Consider the following 18,350-nt stretch of genomic DNA (forward strand, 5'->3'; position numbering starts at 1 on the left):
TGCCCCGTCCAACGACTGACACCCGCGGGATGACGCGGGCCCGCATCACCTCAGCGTGGTCGCTCCAGGTGAGCGACCATTCCACGCAGCGCAGTCGTGACGACGGCGAGCTGGGCCGGCTCGAGGTAGGAAAGGGCGAACACCTCCGCGCTCTGTGACTCCGGCAGCAGCTCGCGGATGAGCCGCTGCCCCTTCCGGGTGAGCTGCAGGACGACCAGCCGGCCGTCGTCCGGGTGCGGGCTGCGGCGCACCAGGCCGCGGCCCGACAGCGTGTCGACGACCCCGGTGAGCGTGGCCTTGGAGATGCCCGCCTGCTCGGCGACGTGCCTGGTCTCCATCCTGCGGGCCGCCGCCACCGTGCGCAGCACCACGAAGCCGGTCCACGTCAGCTGCCGTGGACGCAGTACCACCTGCTCGACGTGCTGCCGGACGGCATTGGCCGCCCGGTGCAGGTGCAGCACGGTCTCCGTCGCTGTCGAGTGCGCGGTGACGTCCTGCGTAGCGGTCACCGCATGCCACGCAGACGCTCACTCAACGACACGGCACCTCGCATGCCCATGTGGCGGCCCCCCTCCGGTCCCCATAGAGCGCACAGAATATCGAAAAGATAGCGGTTCCGTTGCCCCGTCATCACCGACAGCAATTCTTTGAACGCATTACGTAGACCGACTTCGGGGCATTCGCGTGCTTTGTCCGGCCAATTTATCGGCTATCGGATGAATTGAAACTTCTGAAGGTCGCGCCGGTACCGATGTGGGCCTCCATCGACGACACTGGACCCCATGCGGGTCGCACTGCTGGCCGCCGCGCTGCTGCTCGGGCCGACCGCCTGCACGGGGTCGCCCGGGTCCCATCCGACCACTCCTACCGCAACCGGCACAAATCAGACCGGCCCGTGGCGCCGGCTGGCCGACGCGCCCTCGGAGCGCACCGAGGTCGCCGCCGCCGTCACCGGCACCCGGATCGTGGTCGCCGGTGGGTATCAGCGCGACGGCGGCAGCCTGAAGACCGTCGAGATCTACGACACCGCCACCGGCACCTGGACGGCCGGCCCGCCGCTGCCGCTCGCCGTCAACCACGCGATGGCCGCCGCGGCCGGCGGCGTCGTCCACGTGTTCGGCGGCTACCTCGGCGACGGCACCCCGAGCGCGGCCGCCTTCCGGCTCGCCGCCGGCGCCGGCCGGTGGGAGTCGGTCGCGGACATGCCGGAGGCGCGCGGTGCCGGCACCGCCGCCGCAGTGGGCACCTCGATCTTTGTGGCCGGCGGGATCGGCCCCGGCAAGGACGTCCTGGCCGCCACCATGCTGATCTACGACACCGTGACCGACCGGTGGCGCTCCGCGCCCGGCCCGCCCACGCGGCGTGAGCACCTCGGCGGCGCGGCCGCGGGCGGGCTGTTCTACACCGTCGGCGGCCGGACCTCCGCCGGCAACCTCGCCGCCGTCGAGTCCTTCGACCCGGCCACGGGCGCCTGGACGCGCCGGCCCGACCTGCCGACCGCGCGCGGCGGCCTCGCCGCCACCGGCACCTGCCACGGCTGGGTCATCGCCGCCGGTGGCGAGGGGAAGGCGACGTTTGCGCAGGTGGAGCTCTTCGAACCGGCGGCGCAGCGGTGGCGGGCGCTGCCGGACATGCCCAACCCGCGGCACGGGCTCGCGGTGGTGACCGTCGGCTCCGCCCTCGTCACGCTGCCGGGCGGGCCGCTGCCGGGGCTGTTCGTGGCCGCCACCACGGAGTCTCTCGAGCTCGACCCGTGCTGATCAGTCCCCGTCGCGGTGCCCGCGGCGCAGCAGCCGGTTGCGCTGCCAGACGAGGTACGCGAACAGCGCGATCAGCATCATGATCACGCAGAGGAACTTGGCCACCGCGACAGCCTACGGCGCGCCCGCCCGCCCGACCGCCAGCCCCTGGTGCCTGGCCAGCCGGGCCAGGGCCAGCGCGTCACGCACGGCGGCGCAGCCGGGGTCGTTGTTGCAGTAGACGTACGACTCGCCGAACCGCGCCAGCCGGCCCGCCCACGTGTCCAGCGCGGTGCGGCCGTACCGCGGCCGCGGCGTCGCCCGTCCCTCGTGCAGCCGCAGGTAGGCCCAGTCGCCGGTCACCCACAGCGGCGTCACCGGCCGGCTGCCGCGGTCGGCCCAGCACAGTGCCGCGCCGCGGTCGCGCAGGACCTGCCGCACCTCGTCCACCCACCACGAGGCGTGCCGCGGCTCGACCGCCACCCGCACCCCCGCCGGGAACGCGGCGAGCGTCGCGTCCAGCGCCGCGACGTCCACCCGCATCGTCGGCGGCAGCTGCAGCAGCACCGGCCCGAGCCGGTCACCCAGCCCGCAGGCCCGCTCCATCAGCCGCCCGACCGGCTCCTGCGGGTCGCGCAGCCGGCGGACGTGGGTGAGGTACCGGCTGGCCTTCACCGCGACGACGAAGTCCTCCGGCGTGCGGTCCCGCCACGCCTCGAACGTCGCGCGCTCGGGCAGCCGGTAGAACGCGTTGTTCACCTCGACCGTGCCGAACACCCCCGCGTAGTGCTCCAGCCAGGCGCGCTGCGGCAGCTCGCGGGGGTAGAACGGCCCCCGCCAGTCACGGTACTGCCAGCCCGACGTGCCGATCAGCATCATGCCTGCCAGATACCCAGAAATCGCCGGTTCCCCGTTGGGCCTGTGTCGTCTACGTGTACGTACGTCGGTCGCCCGGCCGACTACGTATGCCGCCCCGATGCGATTACGTAAGCGTGACCGATGTTGCGCGGGCCTTACCGCGCGACGATGGTGACACACCGATCGCAGAGGAGCACCGACATGAACGTCCACCCGATCCTGCTGACCGAGCTCGTCCGCCAGCGCCAGCTGCACATGCTCGACGAGGCGAAACACTGGTCAAGCCGCGTGAAGCTGCGCCGCAGAGCGCACCGCTCCGGCACGGTGGCCTGACCCGCCCGCAACCCCGCAGCCCCGGACGCTTCCGCGTCTGCCGCACCCACCTCCCTCCGGGTGCGCAGCCGCCGAGCCGTCCGGGGCTGCAGTGCGTCTGCCGCCCGGTGCCGGTGCCGGTGCCGTCGCCGGTGCGGCGTGACTACGCCGGCGGACCCGGCCTAGGTATCGGCGCGACGACCAAGATACGTAACAGGTACAGATGGAATCCGCTCCTTACCCGGCCAGGATGGAGACATCACCGAGTCAAGGAGCCAGCCATGATGCACCCAGTGTTTCTCTTCGTGCAGGTCCAGCACCGTCAGGAGGACCTGCTCGGCCTCGGCAGCCGCCCGCGGCGCGGCAGCGGCGACGACCGGCCGTGGTGGCGCAGGTCGCGTCCGTCACAGCCGTCACGCCGCCCGCCCGCCGGTAGGCTGGTGGCGTGCGGGCCAGCCGTAGCGGAGTGAGCCAGGTGATGGTCGGCCGCGACGATGAGCTGCGCCGGTTGCGGCGGCTCCTCGACGGGTCCGAGCCGTCCATCGCCATGCTCGGCGGAGAGCCGGGCATCGGCAAGAGCCGTCTGGTGCAGGAGCTGATCACGGGCTTGCCCGAGGCGCTGCCGGTGCTGGACGGACAGGCCGATCCCGGCACGCTGAGCCGGCCGTTCGAGGTGCTGCTCGACGCGATCGACAGCTGCCACCGCTCGGCCGGGCTCGACCCGGAGCTGCTGGTGACCGTCACCGACGCGTCCCGCTCGATGATCGACCGCATCCAGGCCGGGCTGGAGATCGTGCGGCTGCTGACCACGCCGGGGCCGTCGGTGGTCGTGTTCGAGGACCTGCACTGGGCCGACTCCGAGAGCGTCGCCCTGTTCGAGCGGATCGCCGACCTGCCCGGCAGCCGCCTGCTCATCGGCACCTACCGGCCCGACGAGGTCACCCGCCGCCACCCCCTCGCCGACCTGCTGACCAGGCTCGAGCGGCGGTACATGGTGACCAACGTGCGGCTGGAGCGGCTCAACCTCGCCGAGACGTCACGGTTCCTCAAGTCCGTCACCGGGCGGCCACCCGCGTACCGGACCGCGCTGTCGCTGCACAACCGCACCGGCGGCAACCCGTTCTTCCTCGAAGAGCTGCTCAAGGCCAACGGCGACGAGGACCTCGACACGCTGTGCGACCGGCCGCTGCCGTGGAACGTGGCCGAGGCGCTGCGCCGGCAGCTCGACGACCTCGACCCGACCGAGAAACGCATCGTCGAGGCCGCCGCCGTGCTCGGCCGCAAGGTGCCGTTCGACCTGCTCGCCGCCGTCACCAGCCACAGCGAGCCGGAGCTCATCGACGCGCTGCGCGTCCTCGTGCGGCGCGGGCTGATGGTGGAGACCGGCGACGACGAGTTCAGCTTCCGGCACGCGCTGACCCGCGAGGCGCTCGCCGACGAGCTGCTCGCCCGGCAGCGCCGCCGCCTGCACGAGCTGGCCCTCGAGACGCTGCTGTCCACCGGCAGCAAGGACTACGCGCTGGTCGCGCACCACGCCCGCGGCGCCGGCCGATACCTGGACATGGTCGAGGCCGCCCGGCGGGGACTGGCCACCTACCTGGCGATGGGCTCGCCCTACCAGGCGCTGCAGCTGGCCGAGATGGGCCTCGACGAGCTGCCCGACGACGTGGAGCTGCTGTCGTGCGGGGCGCGCGCCGCGTGGCTCGCCGGGCTCCTCGACGACGCGCAGGAGCTCGGCCGCCGCTGGCTCGCCGCCGCCGGCACCCGGGCCGAGCGCGCCGACGCGCTGCGGCTGCTCGTGCGGCTCAGCTGGGAGGTCGGCAGCAGCGGCAGCATGCAGGAGCGGGCCGAGGAGCTGCGCACCGAGATCGAGCCGCTCGACGACGGGCCGGCGAAGGCACACGCGTATGCGGCGATAGCCCAGGCGTACATGCTGATGGACAACACCGAGTGCGCCATCGAGTGGGCGGACAAGGCGATCAGCCTCGGCGAGCGGCTCGGGCTGCCGGCCGTGTGGCTGGCCGCCAAGGTCGAGAAGGGCTCGGCGCTGGTCAACTTCGCGGCCGGCGTCGACGACGGCATCAAGCTGCTCAACGAGGCGGCGCACGAAGCCGAGCAGGCGGGCGAGTGGCTGCTCGCCGCGCGGTCGCTCAACAACCTGTACAACCTGCTGCCCGGCGGCCCGGCGGACTGGGCCGCGGCGCTGGAGCGGATGCGGACGTTCGCGGAGCGGGCCGGCTTCGAGTCCCTGGCCGTCGCCGCGTACTTCCAGGGCCGAGCCCGCCTCGCGGTGCAGGAGGGCAACCTCGGCGGTGCCCTCGCCGAGCTGGAGTCGGCCCGCCGGCGCGACCGCGGCCTGCTGCGCACCCGCAACGGCATCGACTACCACGGCGTGTTCTTCGCCGGGCTGCTGCTGGAGGCCGGCGAGCTCGACCGTGCCGACACCGTCATCCGCGGCATGGTCGAGGCGACCGACACCTACACGATGCTGACCCAGACCTCCGTCCCCGGCCTGCAGTTCCACCTCGCCGCCCGGCGCGGGCACACCGAACAGGCCCGCGAGCTGCTCCGGGCGGTCCTCGACGCGGTCCGCGTCACCGGGGTCACCGGCCGCGACTTCGCCCACGACCTCATCTCCGCCGGGCTCGTCGGCGGGCTCGGCGTCGACGAGCTGCGGCCGGTCGCCGCCACGATCGACGATCCGTTCTTCGACGACGCGTGGCGCTGGCTCGCCGACGCGCAGATCGCCGAGGCCGCCGGCGACCACACCACCGCCCTCGCCGGCTACCGGCGCGCCGTCGCGGAGCCGTCGATGCTGCTGCCGGCCACGAAGGGCTCCGGCCACGTCGGCGCCGCGCGCTGCCGGCTCGCCCTCGGCGACCTCGACGGGGCCCGCCAGCACGTCCGCACCGCCGAGCCGCTCCTCGCCCGCTGGTCAGGGTGGCGGGTCGCGGAGCTGTCGGCGCTGCGCGGGCGGCTCGGCCTCGCCGCCCCCGTCGCCGGCGACCAGGCCTTGACGCCGCGGGAGCGGGAGGTGGCGGTGCTGCTCGCGGAGGGGCTGACCAACGCCGAGCTGGCCCGGCGGCTGTACATCTCGCCGCGCACCGCGGCCGTGCACGTCTCCAACATCCTGAGCAAGCTCAACCTGGAGTCGCGGACGCAGATCGCCGCGTGGGTCAAGGCCGGCAGCTGACCCGGTCGCCCGGCCCGACCGTCTCGCCGGGGCGGCGCCTACGGTCGCGAGCAGGTCGGTCCCGGGCACGACGCGGTCGCCACGGCGCCGCAAGTGACGTCCCCGCGTATCGTGAGCGGATGCTGGTCGACATCCGCATCGAGGGCGAGCCGTTCCACGTCAACGCCGACGGCGAGCTGACCGGGCCGTTCCGCTCCCGCCGCTGGACCGTCGCCAACGGCGCCTGGCTCCTCGTCCGCTGAGACCCGCGCCGAGCCGCCGCGCCGAGCCGTCCGTGCCGTGGTCGCGGCGCCGCCGTCAGGCCAGCCCGGCGAGGCGCAGCAGCAGCCCCTTCACGTCCGTCGCGTCGACCGAGTCGAGCCCCACCGCCGGGTCGTTGCACATCCACACCGGCCCGTCGTCCACCGTGGACGGCAGCAGGCCGTGGGAGCCCTTGACCGCCCTGGCGCCGGCGTCCAGGCCGACGACGCTCATCATGTACCGCATCCCGAGCTTCTTGCGGGCCAGCGCGACCCCCGCCCGGGCCTTCGCCGCGCCCGGGGCGGCCGGGTCGAAGAGCAGCTCGGCCGGGTCGTAGCCGGGCTTGCGGTGGATCTCCACCAGCTGCGCGAAGTCGGGGCGGCGGGCGTCGTCGAGCCAGTAGTAGTACGTGAACCACGCGTCGGGCTCGGCGAGCAGGACGAGCTCGCCGGCGCGGTCGTGGTCCAGGCCGGCGCGCTGCTTGCCGGCGGCGTCGAGGACCTCGCCGACGCCGGGCAGGGCGGCGCACAGCTTCTGCACCACCGGCAGGTCGGCGGGGTCGCGGACGTACACGTGCGCGATCTGGTGGTCGGCGACCGCGAACGCCCGCGACGTCCACGGGTCGAGATACTCCATGCCGTCCTGGGTGTAGACATTGAGCAGCCCTTCGGCGCGCAGGAGGCGGTTGACGTCGACGGGGCGGCTCGCGTCGGTGATGCCGTACTCCGAAAGGACGACGACGGTCACGTCCCGCGCGGCGGCGGCGTCCAGCAGCGGGCCGACGACCTCGTCCAGGGCGGCGGCGGCCGCGCCGGCCTGCGGCGAGGACGGGCCGAAGCGCTGCAGGTCGTAGTCGAGGTGCGGCAGGTACACCAGGGTCAGGTCCGGCGACTTGTCGGTCATGATCTGCTCGGCGGCCTTCGCGATCCACGCCGAGGAGGGGATGCCGGCGCCGGGGCCCCAGTAGGTGAACAGCGGGAAGTCGCCGAGCTTCGAGGTCAGCTCGGCGTGCAGCGCCGGCGGGAACGTGTAGCAGTCCGGCTCCTTGCGCCCGTCGGCGTAGTAGATGGGGCGCGGGGTCACGGTCCAGTCGACGTCGGCGCCCATCGCGTACCACCAGCAGACGTTCGCCACCGTGTAGTCCGGCTTGACCCGGCGGGCGGCGTGCCACAGCTTGTCGCCGCCGACGAGGGCGTTGTGCTGGCGCCACAGGAAGATCTCGCCGAGGTCCCGGAAGTACCAGCCGTTGCCGACGACACCGTGGCCGGACGGCAGTGCCCCGGTGAGGAACGTCGACTGCACGGAGCAGGTGACCGCGGGCAGGACGGGCCGCAGCGGCACCGCGGCGCCGACCGCGGACAGGCGCGGCATGTGCGGCAGCAGCCGGGGCGTCAGCCCGACCACGTCGAGGACCAGCAGGCGCTTGCTCATCGGGGCTCCAACGTCTTGAGACCGAGGTCGTGCAGGGTGTCGCGGGCGTAGGCGAGCTCGGCGGCCATCCCGGCGGCGAGCTGCTGCGGCCCGGTGGGGCGCTGGGACGCCGGCAGCACGCCCCAGGTGTACGTCTCGACCTCCAGGTGGTCGCAGCCGGCGACGGGCCCGCCGAGCAGCGCCGCGAGGCTGGCCCGCAGCACGCCGGTGGTCGCCTCCAGCGGCGGCTCGGGCGAGGCGTGCAGCGGCACGTGGTAGTGCACCCGCCACGGGCCGCCGGCGCCGCCGGCGGCCAGGTCCGCCAGGGCCTCGTCGAGGTCGTCGAACGAGGCGGCGCAGCCGCGCGAGCGGGTCTGGTGCATGAAGCGCGGCTCGACGTAGGCGGCGAGCGCCGGCGCGCCCGGGTCCTCGACCGATAGGGCCGCGGACACCTGCACCTTCACCACCGGCAGCCCGGCGCGGGCGAGGCGCTGCACCGCGGTGACCGGGTCCTCCCAGGCGCACGCGAGGTGCGCGAGGTCCACGCACACCCCGAGGTACCTGGGGTCGGCCCGGGACAGGTGCACCGTCGCCTGCAGGGTGTTCTCGATGACGCACCCCGGCTCCGGCTCGAACGCCACGCGGACCGGCCGGTCCAGCACCGACAGCCCGTGGGCGAGCTGGTCCAGGGCCCGGTTGACGGCGCCGACCTGCGGGCCGTCCCACGGGTCGCGCCAGCCGAGCGGCAGCGTGGAGATCGAGCCCCGCGCGGCGTCGTCGGGCAGCAGGTCCACCAGGACGCGGGCGAGGTCCATCGTGTACCGCAGCCGCCGCGGGTCGGCCCAGTCCGGCAGGTACACGGCCTTCTTCACGACCGGCGCGTGGAACGCCTCGTAGGGGAACCCGTTGAGGGTCACCACCTCCAGGCCGCGCACGTCCAGCTCGCGGCGCAGCCGGCGGCGCAGGGCCGGCTCCGCGGCGAGGGCGGCGGCGACGGGCGCGGCGAGCCACAGCCCGAGGCCGAGAACGGCGGTGTCGAGGTGCGCGCGTACCCGGGCCGCATAGACCTCGAGTTGCGTGAGGATGCCCGGCAGGTCCTCCGCAGGGTGGACGTTGGTCCCGTAGGCCAGGTGCACGACCTGGCCGTCGGGGTGCCGCAGCCGCATCACGACCCGCCGCGGAGGATCGAGTTCCCCTCGAAGGTCGCCGGCCGGGGAGCCTCGACGGTGTCGAGGTCGGAGACGTCGAGCCGCTTGGACTGGCCGTAGAACTCCACCGGGTTGCGCCACAGCACCCGGTCGACGTCGTCGTCGCCGAAACCGGCGGCCAGCATCGCCTCGCCGGTGCGCAGCGTCAGCAGCGGGTCGGAGCGGCCCCAGTCCGCGGCCGAGTTGACCAGCATCCGGTCGAGGCCGTGCTCCTGGAGGATGGCGACCATCCGCTGCGGGGTCATCTTCGTGTCGGGGTAGATCGAGAACCCCATCCAGCAGCCGCTGTCGGCGACCCGCGCGACGGTGACCTCGTTGAGGTGGTCCACGACGACCCGGCCCGGGTCGATGCCCGACTCGCGGACCACGGCGAGGGTCCGGTCGGTGCCGCGGGCCTTGTCGCGGTGCGGGGTGTGCACCATCGCCGGGAGCTCGTGCTCGACGGCGAGGGCGAGCTGCGCGGCGAACACCTCGTCCTCCTCCGGCGTCATCGAGTCGTAGCCGATCTCGCCGACCGCGACGACGCCGTCCTTCTCCAGGTACCGCGGCAGCACCTGCAGCACGTCGCGGCAGCGGGCGTCGTTGGCCTCCTTCGGGTTCAGCGCGATCGTGCAGTGGTGCCGGATGCCGAACTGGGAGGCCCGGAACGGCTCCCACCCGACGAGGGAGTCGAAGTAGTCGGTGAACGAGCCGACGCTGGTGCGCGGCTGTCCCAGCCAGAACGCGGGCTCGACCAGCGCGCGGACCCCGGCGGCGGCCATCCGCTCGTAGTCGTCGGTGGTCCGTGACGTCATGTGGATGTGCGGGTCGAAGATGCGCATCACGAGACCCTCTCCTGGAGACGGTGCAACAGCGCCGTGGCGTCCTCGGCGACGGCCCGCCCGGCGGCGGTGCGCTCCTCGACGAGCCCGGCGATCATGGTGGCGAGCTCGGCGTCGGCGCGCGTGTCGAGGTCGGCGACGGCGGCCAGGGGCAGGCCCATGAAGACGGCCTTCAGCACGCCCTGCCGCCACGCGGCGTCGGGCAGGCAGGCGGCGGCGGGCCCGAGCGCGGCGGCGACGAGCCGGGTGTCGTTGGTGCGCAACGCGTCCAGCAGGATCTCCGGCGCGGCGTCCTGCGGCGGCAGCAGCGGCAGCGCCCGCAGCACGGCCCGCTTCTCCGCGCCGTCGCCGTACCGGTAGAGCGGCTCCAGCTCGGTCTGCAGGGCGTCGGCGGGCATCCGGGTCAGCAGGAGGACCCGGGCCGCGTCGTCGACGGTCCAGCCGGGCAGCCCGGTGAGGGCCCACCGCCCGCAGCGGCGGCCCGCGGCGGGGAAGAGCCGGCCGATCGCCGAGGGCTGCCGGGCCACGGTCTCGAGCGCCGTGTCGAGCCACACCGTGTCCGTCAGCTCGGCGGTGAGGGAGTCGTACAGGTTCATGGCACCTCCTGGAATCGGTCCAGTGCCTGCGCTTCGGCGGCGCGCAGGAACGCGAGGGAGTCCCGGGCCACGGCCGGCGCGGCGTGGCTGTGCCGGGGCAGCTCGACGGCGACGAGGCCGCCGTAGCCGGTCTCGGTGAGGGCCCGCAGCACCGCCGGGAAGTCGACCTCGCCGGTGCCGAACTCGAGGTGCTCGTGCACCCCGCGGCGCATGTCGTCGATCTGCACGTTGACCAGCTGGCCGGCGACGCGGCGGACGCACTCGTCGGCGGGCACCGGCTCCAGGCAGCGGCAGTGGCCGATGTCGAGGGTCAGTCCGAAGTGGACGGGCGCGCCGAGGTCGGCGCGCAGCCGCGCCCAGTCGTCGATCGACTCGACCAGCATCCCCGGCTCGGGCTCGAAGCCGAGCATCATCTCCGCGCCCTCGGCGGCGGCGAGGACCTCGGCGCAGCCGGTGACGAGCCGCCGCCACGCGACGTCCGGCGGCAGCCCCGGCGGGCGGACCCCGGCCCAGAAGCTGACCGCCTCCGCGCCTAGGTCCGCGCCGATGCGCACGGCCCGGCGCAGGAAGTCGATCCGCGCCTCCGGCTCGTCGTCCTGCAGCGTCGGCGCGTGCTTGTGCCACGGGTCGAGCAGGTACCGGGCGCCGGTCTCGATGACGACGCCGAGGCCGAGCTCGTGCAGCCGCTGCCCGAGCGAGCGGACGTGCCGCCACAGGTTGCTGTCGTACGGGTCCAGATGATGGTGGTCCAGCGTCAGGGCCACCCCGGTGTAGCCGAGCCCGGCGATGACGGTCAGGGCGTCGTCGAGGCGGTGGTTGCTGAAGCCGTTCGTCCCGTACCCGAACCGCAGACTCATGTCGGTGACAGCCGTTTCGCGAGGTGCCGGCCCAGCGGTGCGGCGGCCGCGACGGCGATCCCGGCGATCGGTGCACCGGCCCGTGCGGTGAGCGCGCCCTGCAGCGTCGGCAGGTTGACGATCCCGGCGCCGACCGACGCCCGGATGTTGCCTGCGGTCGGTTTCTCGAGGGCCCGCAGTTGCGCCTCACCGTAGCGTTTCGCGTACCAGCCGGACAGTGCGACCGGAATCAGCGACCGCCACCCGGCGCGCCGCGACGGCAGCGCCGCCGACACGGCCACCGCGGCGGACCCGGCGAGGGTCGCGGCGGGCAGTGCCGGCGTGGAGCCGTGGACCTCGGCGCGGGAGAGGGCGGTCACGGTGTACGTGTGCGCGAACACCGTCGCCGCGGGGTACACGGCCCGGCGCAGCCGCCCGCCGCTCGCGCCGAGCAGCACGTCCAGCGCCCGGCAGGCCGCCATCGCCGCCGGTCCCGCCGGGGTGTTCTTGAGCTTGAGGTCGTAGGCCCACACCGCGCCGGCGAGGGGCACGGCGACGGCGAGGGCGCGCCGGCCGCCGGCCAGCCCGGCGAGCGCGACGCCGGCCGCGGTCAGGCCGGCCGCGACCCCGAACGCGGCTGCGGGGGTGACGCGGCCCGACGGGATCGGCCGCTCCGGGCGTTCGACTGCGTCCAGGTCGCGGTCGGACCAGTCGTTGGCGGCCATGCCCGCCCAGTACAGCAGGACCGAGGACGAAGCCAGCAACGGCGTGCGCGGCCCGAGGGTGCCCGCGGCGGCGGCCCCCGCGACCACGTCACCCGGCACGCTCAGGGCGGCGGGCGCCCGCACCAGCTCGGCGAGCGTCCGCCAGTCAGGGACCCGCCGGCCGGGGCGGGCACCGCGGTGGGCGCCGGGCGGGCTCACAGCGACCGCACGAACGTGGCGAGGGCCTCGAACTGCGCGCCGAGCGCGTGGTCGACCTCGCCGAGCGGGTCCTTGAAGAAGAAGGCCAGCTCGGTGAGGGGCCCGGCCCGCCCGGCGCCGTGCGCGGCGGCGGTGAGCCGGGCCAGATCCAGCACCAGCGGCGCGGCGAGCGCGGAGTCGCAGCCGTGCCAGGTGAACTCCATCCGCATCGGCGTGCCGAGGAACCCGGCGAACGTGATGAGGTCCCAGGCGGTCTTGAAGTCGCCGATGTCGGGCACGTACTCGATGCGGGTGTGCCCGTCGGGCTGGTAGCCGAGCGTCTCGCTGAGCACCCGCTGCTTGCTGGCCGACTTCGCGGCGTTGGCGGCGGGCTCGGCGAGGGTCGCCCCGTCGCCGCCGCCCAGCAGGTTGGTCCCGGACCAGGACCGCACCCGCAGGTTGCGCATGGCGAACATCGGCGCCAGCACCGACTTGATGAGCGTCTCGCCGGTCTTGCCGTCGTGCCCGGCGTAGGGCAGCCCGCGCGCCTCGGCCAGCTCGCGCAGGGCGGGCAGGCGGGCGCCGGTCGACGGCGTGAAGTCGACGAACGGGCAGCCCGCCTCGAAGGCCGCGTACGCCATCAGCGCGCTGGGCGGCAGCGTGTCGAGCGCGCCGCGCAGCGACTCCAGGCCGGCGTGCGCGGGGTGGGGCGCCGCCGCGGCCTCCGTGGAGGCGACGTTGACGACCACCACCCGCGCCAGGTCGTGCCGCCGCCGGAAGTCCAGCAGGTCGGCGGTGATCGCGGCGGCGATCTCGGCGGCGGTGCCGTGCGGCAGCGGACGGATCTCCTCGTCCACCGCCGCCAGCTCCGAGTGCAGGGTCGCCACCAGCCGGGCGGGCACCACCCCGGACTCGGCGAGGGCCTCGGCCTTCTTCACCACGCTGATGGTGGCGATGTCATGACCGCCGAAGACCAGGTCGCCGAAGGCGGGGAGCGCGTCGCTGCGCAACACCGGATGCTCGGTGACACAACCGATCGGCTCGGTGAGCCCGGCGCGCACAGCGGCCGCGCCGACGATGCTGGTGACGGCGACAGAACCGCGCGCGCCTACCAGCCACACACCCGTTCGCACCGGGCCCTCCCATGGCGGTTGGAGTTGTGTGACGATCTTGTGGCGACATCGCCGACTGTCGCTTGAGTTGGCAGCGTAGAACTCGTTCTCTCCTTCCGCCAGTGGCAACCGAACTTTTCTACAAACCCCATGAACTTTCCTCGGTTGCGCGCAAAAGCGCTGCTCCTCAGCGACGTGCGACGACGCGCTCGACGGCGGTCCACAGCCCGGAGGTGACCAGGTAGATCCCCGCCGCGAGGGGGGTGAAGGCGGCGAACACCACGGTGCCGAACGACAGCACCCGCACGAACCCCGGCGAGCCGGCCGGGAGCTGCCGCACGTTCCAGACCGCGAGCGCGGCGAGCGCGGCGACGATCAGCCAGCCGGCCAGCAGTGCCGGGTGGTCCAGGAGCCGGGCGGTGAGGTCGGCGCCGAGCAGGGTGTGCCCGCGCACGGCGTCGCCGCTGAACTCGCGGTACAGCAGCCAGATCACCGGCGCCTGGGCGAGCATCGGCAGGATGCCGGCGAGCGGCCCGGACCCTTCGGCCCGCATGAGCGCGGTGGTCTGCTCGGCGAGCGCGACGGGGTCCTTGCCGTGCCGTTCCCGCAACGCGGCGAGCTGCGGGGCGAGCCGGGCACGGACCTTCTCGGCGCGGTACGCCCGCAGGCTCAGCGGCAGCAGCGCGGCGCGGACGGCGAGGGTGGCGATGACGATGGCGGCGGCGACGGATCCGGTGGTGGTGGAGAGCAGGACGAGGACATGGTGCAGCACGACGGGAGCCCTTTCGGCTTCGGTACGCGCGCTGCGGCGCCGCCGGAGCCGGCCGGCGACGCGGCAGCGGGAGCCGGCCGGCGACGCGGCACCGCGCACCGGGTGGCGGGTGGCGGGCGTCGGCGGTCGGCGGGTGCGGCGGGCCGCGGGCGCTCACCAGCCGGTGGGCGCCCGGCATCGGCGGGCGCTCAGGGCAGGCGGGCGCTCGGCATCGGCATGCGGAACAGCGCGCGCGGAAACGGACGAACGGAAGTCGGGAAGGAACTACCGCTGTCCGGGCGCCCGGGGCCGCGGCCGCCCGGCCGCGTCGGGGTCCGTCGCCCTGGAGGGCCGGGCCCAGCGGGAACGGGCCCGGGCCGGCACCGGCACGACCCGCGGCGCCGCCGCGGGTGCCCCGGTGAGCAGCCGCGCCGCGAGGACGATCGCGAGCGCGGCAAGGACCGCCGTCGCCACGGCGACGGCGTCGGCCGGCGAGGTCACCGAGGACCACGCGGCGAGGAGGGTGGTCAGCGACCACGACATGCGACCGAGCATACGCCCGTCCCCGCGACCCCGGCGCCCACTCACCGCGGCTGCCGGGAGCCGTTCAGGGCCAGCGGGGCCGCCCGCAGCGCGGTCGTCACTGGCAGCGACCACGGCACCAGCGACCCCAGGATCCACAGCACGGAGGCGGACCGGCCGATCAGGCCCGGCCCACTCGATGCCGCGCCGGACGCGGAACAAGGCAGGGTCCACGCCCTCACGTCGGCAACTACGGCGCGGACCCGAGTGGGTCGAACCTGAGAAGTGTCTGAGCGAACCTGAGCCAAATCTCAGGTTGAACCCCTAGGTGGACGGGTTCAGGTGCGTTCCGGATGGTCCTCGGGGTTTACGGTCCGTAAGGTCGGCGGCGTGGCACTCATCGAGACGCGTGCGCTGACGAAGCGCTACGGGGGTGGCGTCACCGCCCTTTCCGAACTGACCCTGGCCGTAGAGCCCGGGATCATCGGGCTGGTCGGCGCGAACGGCGCCGGCAAGTCCACCTTCATCAAGATCATGCTCGGCCTGCTCGAGCCGTCCGGCGGTGAGCTGCGGGTGCTCGGGCTCGACCCGGCGACCCAGTCGGTGCAGGTCCGGCAGCGGGTCGGCTACATGCCCGAGCACGACTGCCTACCGAGCGAGGTGTCGGCCGCCGAGTACGTGACCCACCTGGCGCGGATCAGCGGCCTGCCCGCCAACGCCGCCCGGGAGCGGGCCTCCGAGGCGCTGCGGCACGTCGGGCTCTACGAGGAGCGGTACCGCCAGATCGGCGGCTACTCCACCGGCATGAAGCAGCGGGTCAAGCTGGCCCAGGCCCTCGCGCACGACCCGGACCTGCTGCTGCTGGACGAGCCGACCAACGGCCTCGACCCGGCCGGGCGGGACGCGATGCTGGAGCTGGTGCACCGCATCGGCACCGAGTTCGGCATCTCCATCGTCGTGTGCTCCCACCTGCTCGGCGAGGTCGAGCGGATCTGCACCTCGCTCATCGCGATCGACGGTGGCAGGCTGCTGCGCTCCGCGACGGTGTCGGACATGACGACCAGTCGCGACGTGCTCACCGTCGAGGTGAGCGAGGGCGTCGAGCTGCTCGTCGCCCGCCTCACGGAGCAGGGACTGCCGGTGACCCGCGACGGCGCCTCGCTCATGGTCCCGATGGACAGCGACGAGGTGTACGACCGGATCCTCGTTGCCGTCGCCGAGCTGGACCTGCCGTTGCACCGCCTCGACCAGCGCCGGCACCGCGTCGCTGAGCTCTTCCAGACCCCGTCCGTGACCGGACCGGCAGCACAGGAGGTCGGCCATGGCGCAGCCCACTAGCGTCATCCACGACATCGGCTACCAGCGCTACACGGGCCCGAGGCTCGGCCGCTGGTACGCCAACCGCTCCCTCTACGAGCAGAGCCTGCGCACCGCGTTCGGCATCGGCCGGGGCGCCAAGGCGAAGATCTTCCCGTGGCTGGTGATCGGCATCGCGCTCAGCGTCGCGATCATCGAGATCGCGGTCCGCTCGATCACCGGCGAGTCGTTCATCAGCTACCGCGGGTTCGCGGGCACCATCACCTTCCCGGTGATGCTGTTCCTGGCCATCGTCGCGCCCGAGCTGGTCTCGCGCGACCTGCGGGACCGGACGCTGCCGCTGTACTTCAGCCGCCCGATGTCGCGCACCGACTACGCCCTGGCGAAGTACTCCGCGCTGGCCACCGTGGTCCTGCTGCTGCTCGCCGTGCCGCAGCTGCTGATCTACATCGGCGCGGTCTTCACCCGTACCGACGGATTCAGCGGCGCACTGAAGGAGCTCGGCGACATGGGTCCGGGCCTGGCCGGCGCCGTCATCCGGGCGCTGGTCCTCGCCGCGATCGCGCTGCTCGTCGCGTCGCTGAGCGGCCGGCGGGCGTTCGCGGCGGCGTTCATCGTCGGCGTGTTCGTCATCACCGCGCCGATGGTCGGCATCCTCAACGTCATCGGCGGCACGGGCAGCGCGCTGTTCAAGCTCTCGTTCCTGGTCAACCCGATGACCCTGCTGTTCGGCGTCGAACAGTGGCTGTTCGGCGCCCCGAAGGGCGAGGGCGACGGCATGCCGATCGGCGGCTTCGGCCCGGTCTACGGCGCCGCCACCTTCGTCCTGATCGCCGGCTGCCTCGCACTCCTGCTCCTTCGTTACCGGAAGGTGGCCGCCTGATGGGCACCGTCGACCTGCAACACGTGTCGCGCTGGTACGGCAACGTCGTCGCCGTCAACGACGTGACGATGACCCTGGGCCCGGGCGTCACCGGCCTGCTCGGCCCGAACGGCGCCGGCAAGACCACGCTGCTGCACATGATGTCGGGGTTCCTGCCCCCGTCGAAGGGCACGCTCACCGTCGACGGCGCGCCGGCGTGGCGCAACCCCGACGTGTACCGCACCCTCGGCCTGGTCAGCGAGCGCGAGGCCGTGCACGGGTTCCTCACCGGCAAGGAGTTCGTCCTGGCCAGCGCGCGGCTGTTCCGCCTCGCCAACCCCGAGGAGGCCGCCCGCCGCGCCCTGGCGATGGTGGAGATGGAGCCGGCGCAGGACCGGCGCATCGACACCTACAGCAAGGGCATGCGCCAGCGCATCCGGGTCGCGGCCGCGCTCGTGCACGACCCCGGGGTGCTCCTGCTGGACGAGCCGTTCAACGGCATGGACCCGCGCCAGCGCTTCCACATGATGGACCTGCTGCACAAGATGGGCGACGACGGCCGCACCGTGCTGTTCTCCTCGCACATCCTGGAGGAGGTCGAGCAGGTGTCCGGCACCGTGCAGGTCATGGTCGCCGGCCGGCTCGCCGCCTCCGGCGACTTCCGCACCATCCGCCGGCTGATGACCAACCGGCCGCACATGTTCTCGATCCGCTCCAGCGACGACCGCCGCCTCGCGGTGGCGCTCATCGGCGAGCCGTCGGTCACCGGCGTCGACCTGGACGCGGCCGGGCTGCAGGTCCGCGCCGCCGACTACGGCACGTTCACCCGCGCCCTGCCCCGCATCGCGCTCAAGGAGGGCGTCCGGGTGCGCCAGCTGGTGCCCGCCGACGAGTCCCTGGAAAGCGTCTTCTCCTACCTGGTGGGTGCCTGATGAATCCGACCATCGCCCGCATCACCGCGCGCGGCCTGCTCGGCCGCCGGCGGATCTGGCTGCTGGCGCCGCTGCCGATCATCCTCATCGGCTTCGCCTGGCTGGCCCGGGCGTTCGGCGAGCCGCCCGCGAGCTGGGGCGAGCCCGTCATCGTCGGGCTCGGCTTCACCGCCGTGCTGCCGGTGATCGCGCTCATCGTCGGCACCGGCGTGCTCGGCTCCGAGATCGACGACGGCACGATCACGCACATCCTGTCCAAGCCGCTGCCGCGCTCCGAGATCGTGTTCACGAAGCTCGCCGTCGCGGTCGGGGTCACCGGCGGGTTCGCCGGGGTGCCGCTGTTCGTGGTCGGGCTCCTCGCCGACTCCACGCCGCTGGCCTTCGCCCTCGTCGTCGGCGCGTTCGTCGGCGCCCTCGCCTATTCGGCGCTGTTCCTGGCGATCAGCGTGCTCACCCGCCGACCGGTGCTGCTCGGCCTCGTGTACGTCGTGCTGTGGGAGGGGCTGCTCGGCAACATCATGTCGGGCACGGCGAAGCTCAGCATCCAGCAGTACGTCCAGACGATCGTCGACTGGCTCGCCCCGACCGATGTGCTCGCCGGATCCGTGTCGGTGCCCGTGAGCTTCGTGATGGCCGGCGTGTTCACCGTCGGCATGACGGCCCTCGCGGTGCAGAAGCTGCGCACGTTCGCCGTCGCGGGGGAGACGGGCTGACGTCGCCGTCGCGGGCGAGACGGGCT

Annotated in this window: 19 protein-coding genes; 8 read left to right on the forward strand and 11 right to left on the reverse strand. The window is 73.6% G+C overall.

The window, feature by feature from the left end:
* Positions 1-50: 50 nt before the first annotated feature.
* Positions 51-509, reverse strand: coding sequence for a MarR family transcriptional regulator (locus tag AB0H83_RS13805; protein WP_360092042.1), 459 nt, complete (start codon positions 507-509; stop codon positions 51-53).
* A gap of 273 nt (positions 510-782) precedes the next feature.
* Between AB0H83_RS13805 and AB0H83_RS13810 the strand changes: the two genes are divergently transcribed.
* Positions 783-1,760, forward strand: a complete 978-nt coding sequence (locus AB0H83_RS13810) for a kelch repeat-containing protein (RefSeq protein ID WP_360092045.1) — start codon at positions 783-785, stop codon at positions 1,758-1,760.
* Positions 1,761-1,874: 114 nt separating this feature from the next.
* Here the strand turns inward: AB0H83_RS13810 and AB0H83_RS13815 are convergent, their stop codons facing one another.
* The gene (locus AB0H83_RS13815; RefSeq protein ID WP_360092048.1) at positions 1,875-2,618 is read right to left on the reverse strand and encodes a DUF72 domain-containing protein; all 744 of its coding nucleotides are present in this window, start codon (positions 2,616-2,618) and stop codon (positions 1,875-1,877) included.
* 180 nt (positions 2,619-2,798) lie between these two features.
* Here AB0H83_RS13815 and AB0H83_RS13820 point away from each other — a divergent pair, with 180 nt between their 5' ends.
* From AB0H83_RS13820 to AB0H83_RS13830, 3 genes are all read left to right on the forward strand, one after another.
* Positions 2,799-2,930: a hypothetical protein gene (locus AB0H83_RS13820; RefSeq protein ID WP_360092051.1), complete on the forward strand. Its 132-nt coding sequence runs from the start codon at positions 2,799-2,801 to the stop codon at positions 2,928-2,930.
* Between the two features lie 424 nt (positions 2,931-3,354).
* Positions 3,355-6,102 (forward strand): AAA family ATPase, encoded by a 2,748-nt coding sequence (locus tag AB0H83_RS13825; RefSeq protein ID WP_360092054.1) that lies wholly within the window; start codon positions 3,355-3,357, stop codon positions 6,100-6,102.
* Between the two features lie 119 nt (positions 6,103-6,221).
* The gene (locus tag AB0H83_RS13830) at positions 6,222-6,344 is read left to right on the forward strand and encodes a hypothetical protein (RefSeq protein WP_360092057.1); all 123 of its coding nucleotides are present in this window, start codon (positions 6,222-6,224) and stop codon (positions 6,342-6,344) included.
* Between the two features lie 55 nt (positions 6,345-6,399).
* Here AB0H83_RS13830 and AB0H83_RS13835 read toward each other — a convergent pair whose 3' ends face one another.
* From AB0H83_RS13835 to AB0H83_RS13875, 9 genes are all read right to left on the reverse strand, one after another.
* Positions 6,400-7,773 carry a nucleotide pyrophosphatase/phosphodiesterase family protein gene (locus AB0H83_RS13835; protein ID WP_360092060.1) on the reverse strand — a complete coding sequence of 458 codons (1,374 nt, stop codon included), beginning with the start codon at positions 7,771-7,773 and terminating at the stop codon, positions 6,400-6,402.
* Complete coding sequence (gene eboE / locus AB0H83_RS13840) at positions 7,770-8,918, reverse strand: metabolite traffic protein EboE (RefSeq protein ID WP_360092230.1); 1,149 nt, start codon at positions 8,916-8,918, stop codon at positions 7,770-7,772. Before eboE ends, AB0H83_RS13835 begins: the two co-directional genes overlap by 4 nt.
* A complete protein-coding gene (locus AB0H83_RS13845) occupies positions 8,918-9,781 on the reverse strand; it encodes a TatD family hydrolase (protein WP_360092063.1) in 864 nt (287 codons plus the stop codon). The genes eboE and AB0H83_RS13845 overlap by 1 nt, the downstream gene beginning before the upstream one ends.
* Positions 9,781-10,377 carry an EboA domain-containing protein gene (locus AB0H83_RS13850; protein WP_360092066.1) on the reverse strand — a complete coding sequence of 199 codons (597 nt, stop codon included), beginning with the start codon at positions 10,375-10,377 and terminating at the stop codon, positions 9,781-9,783. Before AB0H83_RS13850 ends, AB0H83_RS13845 begins: the two co-directional genes overlap by 1 nt.
* Complete coding sequence (locus tag AB0H83_RS13855) at positions 10,374-11,234, reverse strand: sugar phosphate isomerase/epimerase family protein (protein ID WP_360092069.1); 861 nt, start codon at positions 11,232-11,234, stop codon at positions 10,374-10,376. The genes AB0H83_RS13850 and AB0H83_RS13855 overlap by 4 nt, the downstream gene beginning before the upstream one ends.
* Positions 11,231-12,136, reverse strand: coding sequence for an SCO3242 family prenyltransferase (locus AB0H83_RS13860; RefSeq protein ID WP_360092072.1), 906 nt, complete (start codon positions 12,134-12,136; stop codon positions 11,231-11,233). The genes AB0H83_RS13855 and AB0H83_RS13860 overlap by 4 nt, the downstream gene beginning before the upstream one ends.
* Positions 12,133-13,248 (reverse strand): inositol-3-phosphate synthase, encoded by a 1,116-nt coding sequence (locus tag AB0H83_RS13865; RefSeq protein WP_360092075.1) that lies wholly within the window; start codon positions 13,246-13,248, stop codon positions 12,133-12,135. Before AB0H83_RS13865 ends, AB0H83_RS13860 begins: the two co-directional genes overlap by 4 nt.
* A gap of 166 nt (positions 13,249-13,414) precedes the next feature.
* Positions 13,415-13,999 (reverse strand): membrane protein insertase YidC, encoded by a 585-nt coding sequence (gene yidC / locus AB0H83_RS13870; protein ID WP_360092078.1) that lies wholly within the window; start codon positions 13,997-13,999, stop codon positions 13,415-13,417.
* A gap of 264 nt (positions 14,000-14,263) precedes the next feature.
* Positions 14,264-14,521, reverse strand: coding sequence for a hypothetical protein (locus tag AB0H83_RS13875; protein WP_360092081.1), 258 nt, complete (start codon positions 14,519-14,521; stop codon positions 14,264-14,266).
* 369 nt (positions 14,522-14,890) lie between these two features.
* Here AB0H83_RS13875 and AB0H83_RS13880 point away from each other — a divergent pair, with 369 nt between their 5' ends.
* The 4 genes from AB0H83_RS13880 to AB0H83_RS13895 are packed head-to-tail and all read left to right on the forward strand — an operon-like array spanning position 14,891 to position 18,324.
* Complete coding sequence (locus tag AB0H83_RS13880) at positions 14,891-15,838, forward strand: ABC transporter ATP-binding protein (RefSeq protein ID WP_360092084.1); 948 nt, start codon at positions 14,891-14,893, stop codon at positions 15,836-15,838.
* Positions 15,822-16,700 carry an ABC transporter permease subunit gene (locus AB0H83_RS13885; protein WP_360092087.1) on the forward strand — a complete coding sequence of 293 codons (879 nt, stop codon included), beginning with the start codon at positions 15,822-15,824 and terminating at the stop codon, positions 16,698-16,700. Before AB0H83_RS13880 ends, AB0H83_RS13885 begins: the two co-directional genes overlap by 17 nt.
* Positions 16,700-17,611, forward strand: a complete 912-nt coding sequence (locus tag AB0H83_RS13890) for an ABC transporter ATP-binding protein (RefSeq protein WP_360092090.1) — start codon at positions 16,700-16,702, stop codon at positions 17,609-17,611. Before AB0H83_RS13885 ends, AB0H83_RS13890 begins: the two co-directional genes overlap by 1 nt.
* A complete protein-coding gene (locus AB0H83_RS13895) occupies positions 17,611-18,324 on the forward strand; it encodes an ABC transporter permease (RefSeq protein WP_360092093.1) in 714 nt (237 codons plus the stop codon). Before AB0H83_RS13890 ends, AB0H83_RS13895 begins: the two co-directional genes overlap by 1 nt.
* Positions 18,325-18,350 lie beyond the last annotated feature (26 nt).

This window comes from Dactylosporangium sp. NPDC050688, assembly GCF_040654515.1.
Taxonomy (GTDB): domain Bacteria; phylum Actinomycetota; class Actinomycetes; order Mycobacteriales; family Micromonosporaceae; genus Dactylosporangium.

Bases quoted from the DNA above. Each gene is read 5' to 3' on its own strand.
- AB0H83_RS13815 (WP_360092048.1), bottom strand. From the start codon at position 2,618: ATGATGCTGATCGGCACGTCGGGCTGGCAGTACCGTGACTGGCGGGGG.
- AB0H83_RS13875 (WP_360092081.1), bottom strand. From the start codon at position 14,521: ATGTCGTGGTCGCTGACCACCCTCCTCGCCGCGTGGTCCTCGGTGACC.
- AB0H83_RS13830 (WP_360092057.1), top strand. From the start codon at position 6,222: ATGCTGGTCGACATCCGCATCGAGGGCGAGCCGTTCCACGTCAACGCC.
- AB0H83_RS13895 (WP_360092093.1), top strand. From the start codon at position 17,611: ATGAATCCGACCATCGCCCGCATCACCGCGCGCGGCCTGCTCGGCCGC.
- AB0H83_RS13850 (WP_360092066.1), bottom strand. From the start codon at position 10,377: ATGAACCTGTACGACTCCCTCACCGCCGAGCTGACGGACACGGTGTGG.
- AB0H83_RS13855 (WP_360092069.1), bottom strand. From the start codon at position 11,234: ATGAGTCTGCGGTTCGGGTACGGGACGAACGGCTTCAGCAACCACCGC.
- AB0H83_RS13885 (WP_360092087.1), top strand. From the start codon at position 15,822: ATGGCGCAGCCCACTAGCGTCATCCACGACATCGGCTACCAGCGCTAC.
- AB0H83_RS13835 (WP_360092060.1), bottom strand. From the start codon at position 7,773: ATGAGCAAGCGCCTGCTGGTCCTCGACGTGGTCGGGCTGACGCCCCGG.
- AB0H83_RS13820 (WP_360092051.1), top strand. From the start codon at position 2,799: ATGAACGTCCACCCGATCCTGCTGACCGAGCTCGTCCGCCAGCGCCAG.
- AB0H83_RS13890 (WP_360092090.1), top strand. From the start codon at position 16,700: ATGGGCACCGTCGACCTGCAACACGTGTCGCGCTGGTACGGCAACGTC.
- AB0H83_RS13845 (WP_360092063.1), bottom strand. From the start codon at position 9,781: ATGCGCATCTTCGACCCGCACATCCACATGACGTCACGGACCACCGAC.
- AB0H83_RS13810 (WP_360092045.1), top strand. From the start codon at position 783: ATGCGGGTCGCACTGCTGGCCGCCGCGCTGCTGCTCGGGCCGACCGCC.
- eboE (WP_360092230.1), bottom strand. From the start codon at position 8,918: ATGCGGCTGCGGCACCCCGACGGCCAGGTCGTGCACCTGGCCTACGGG.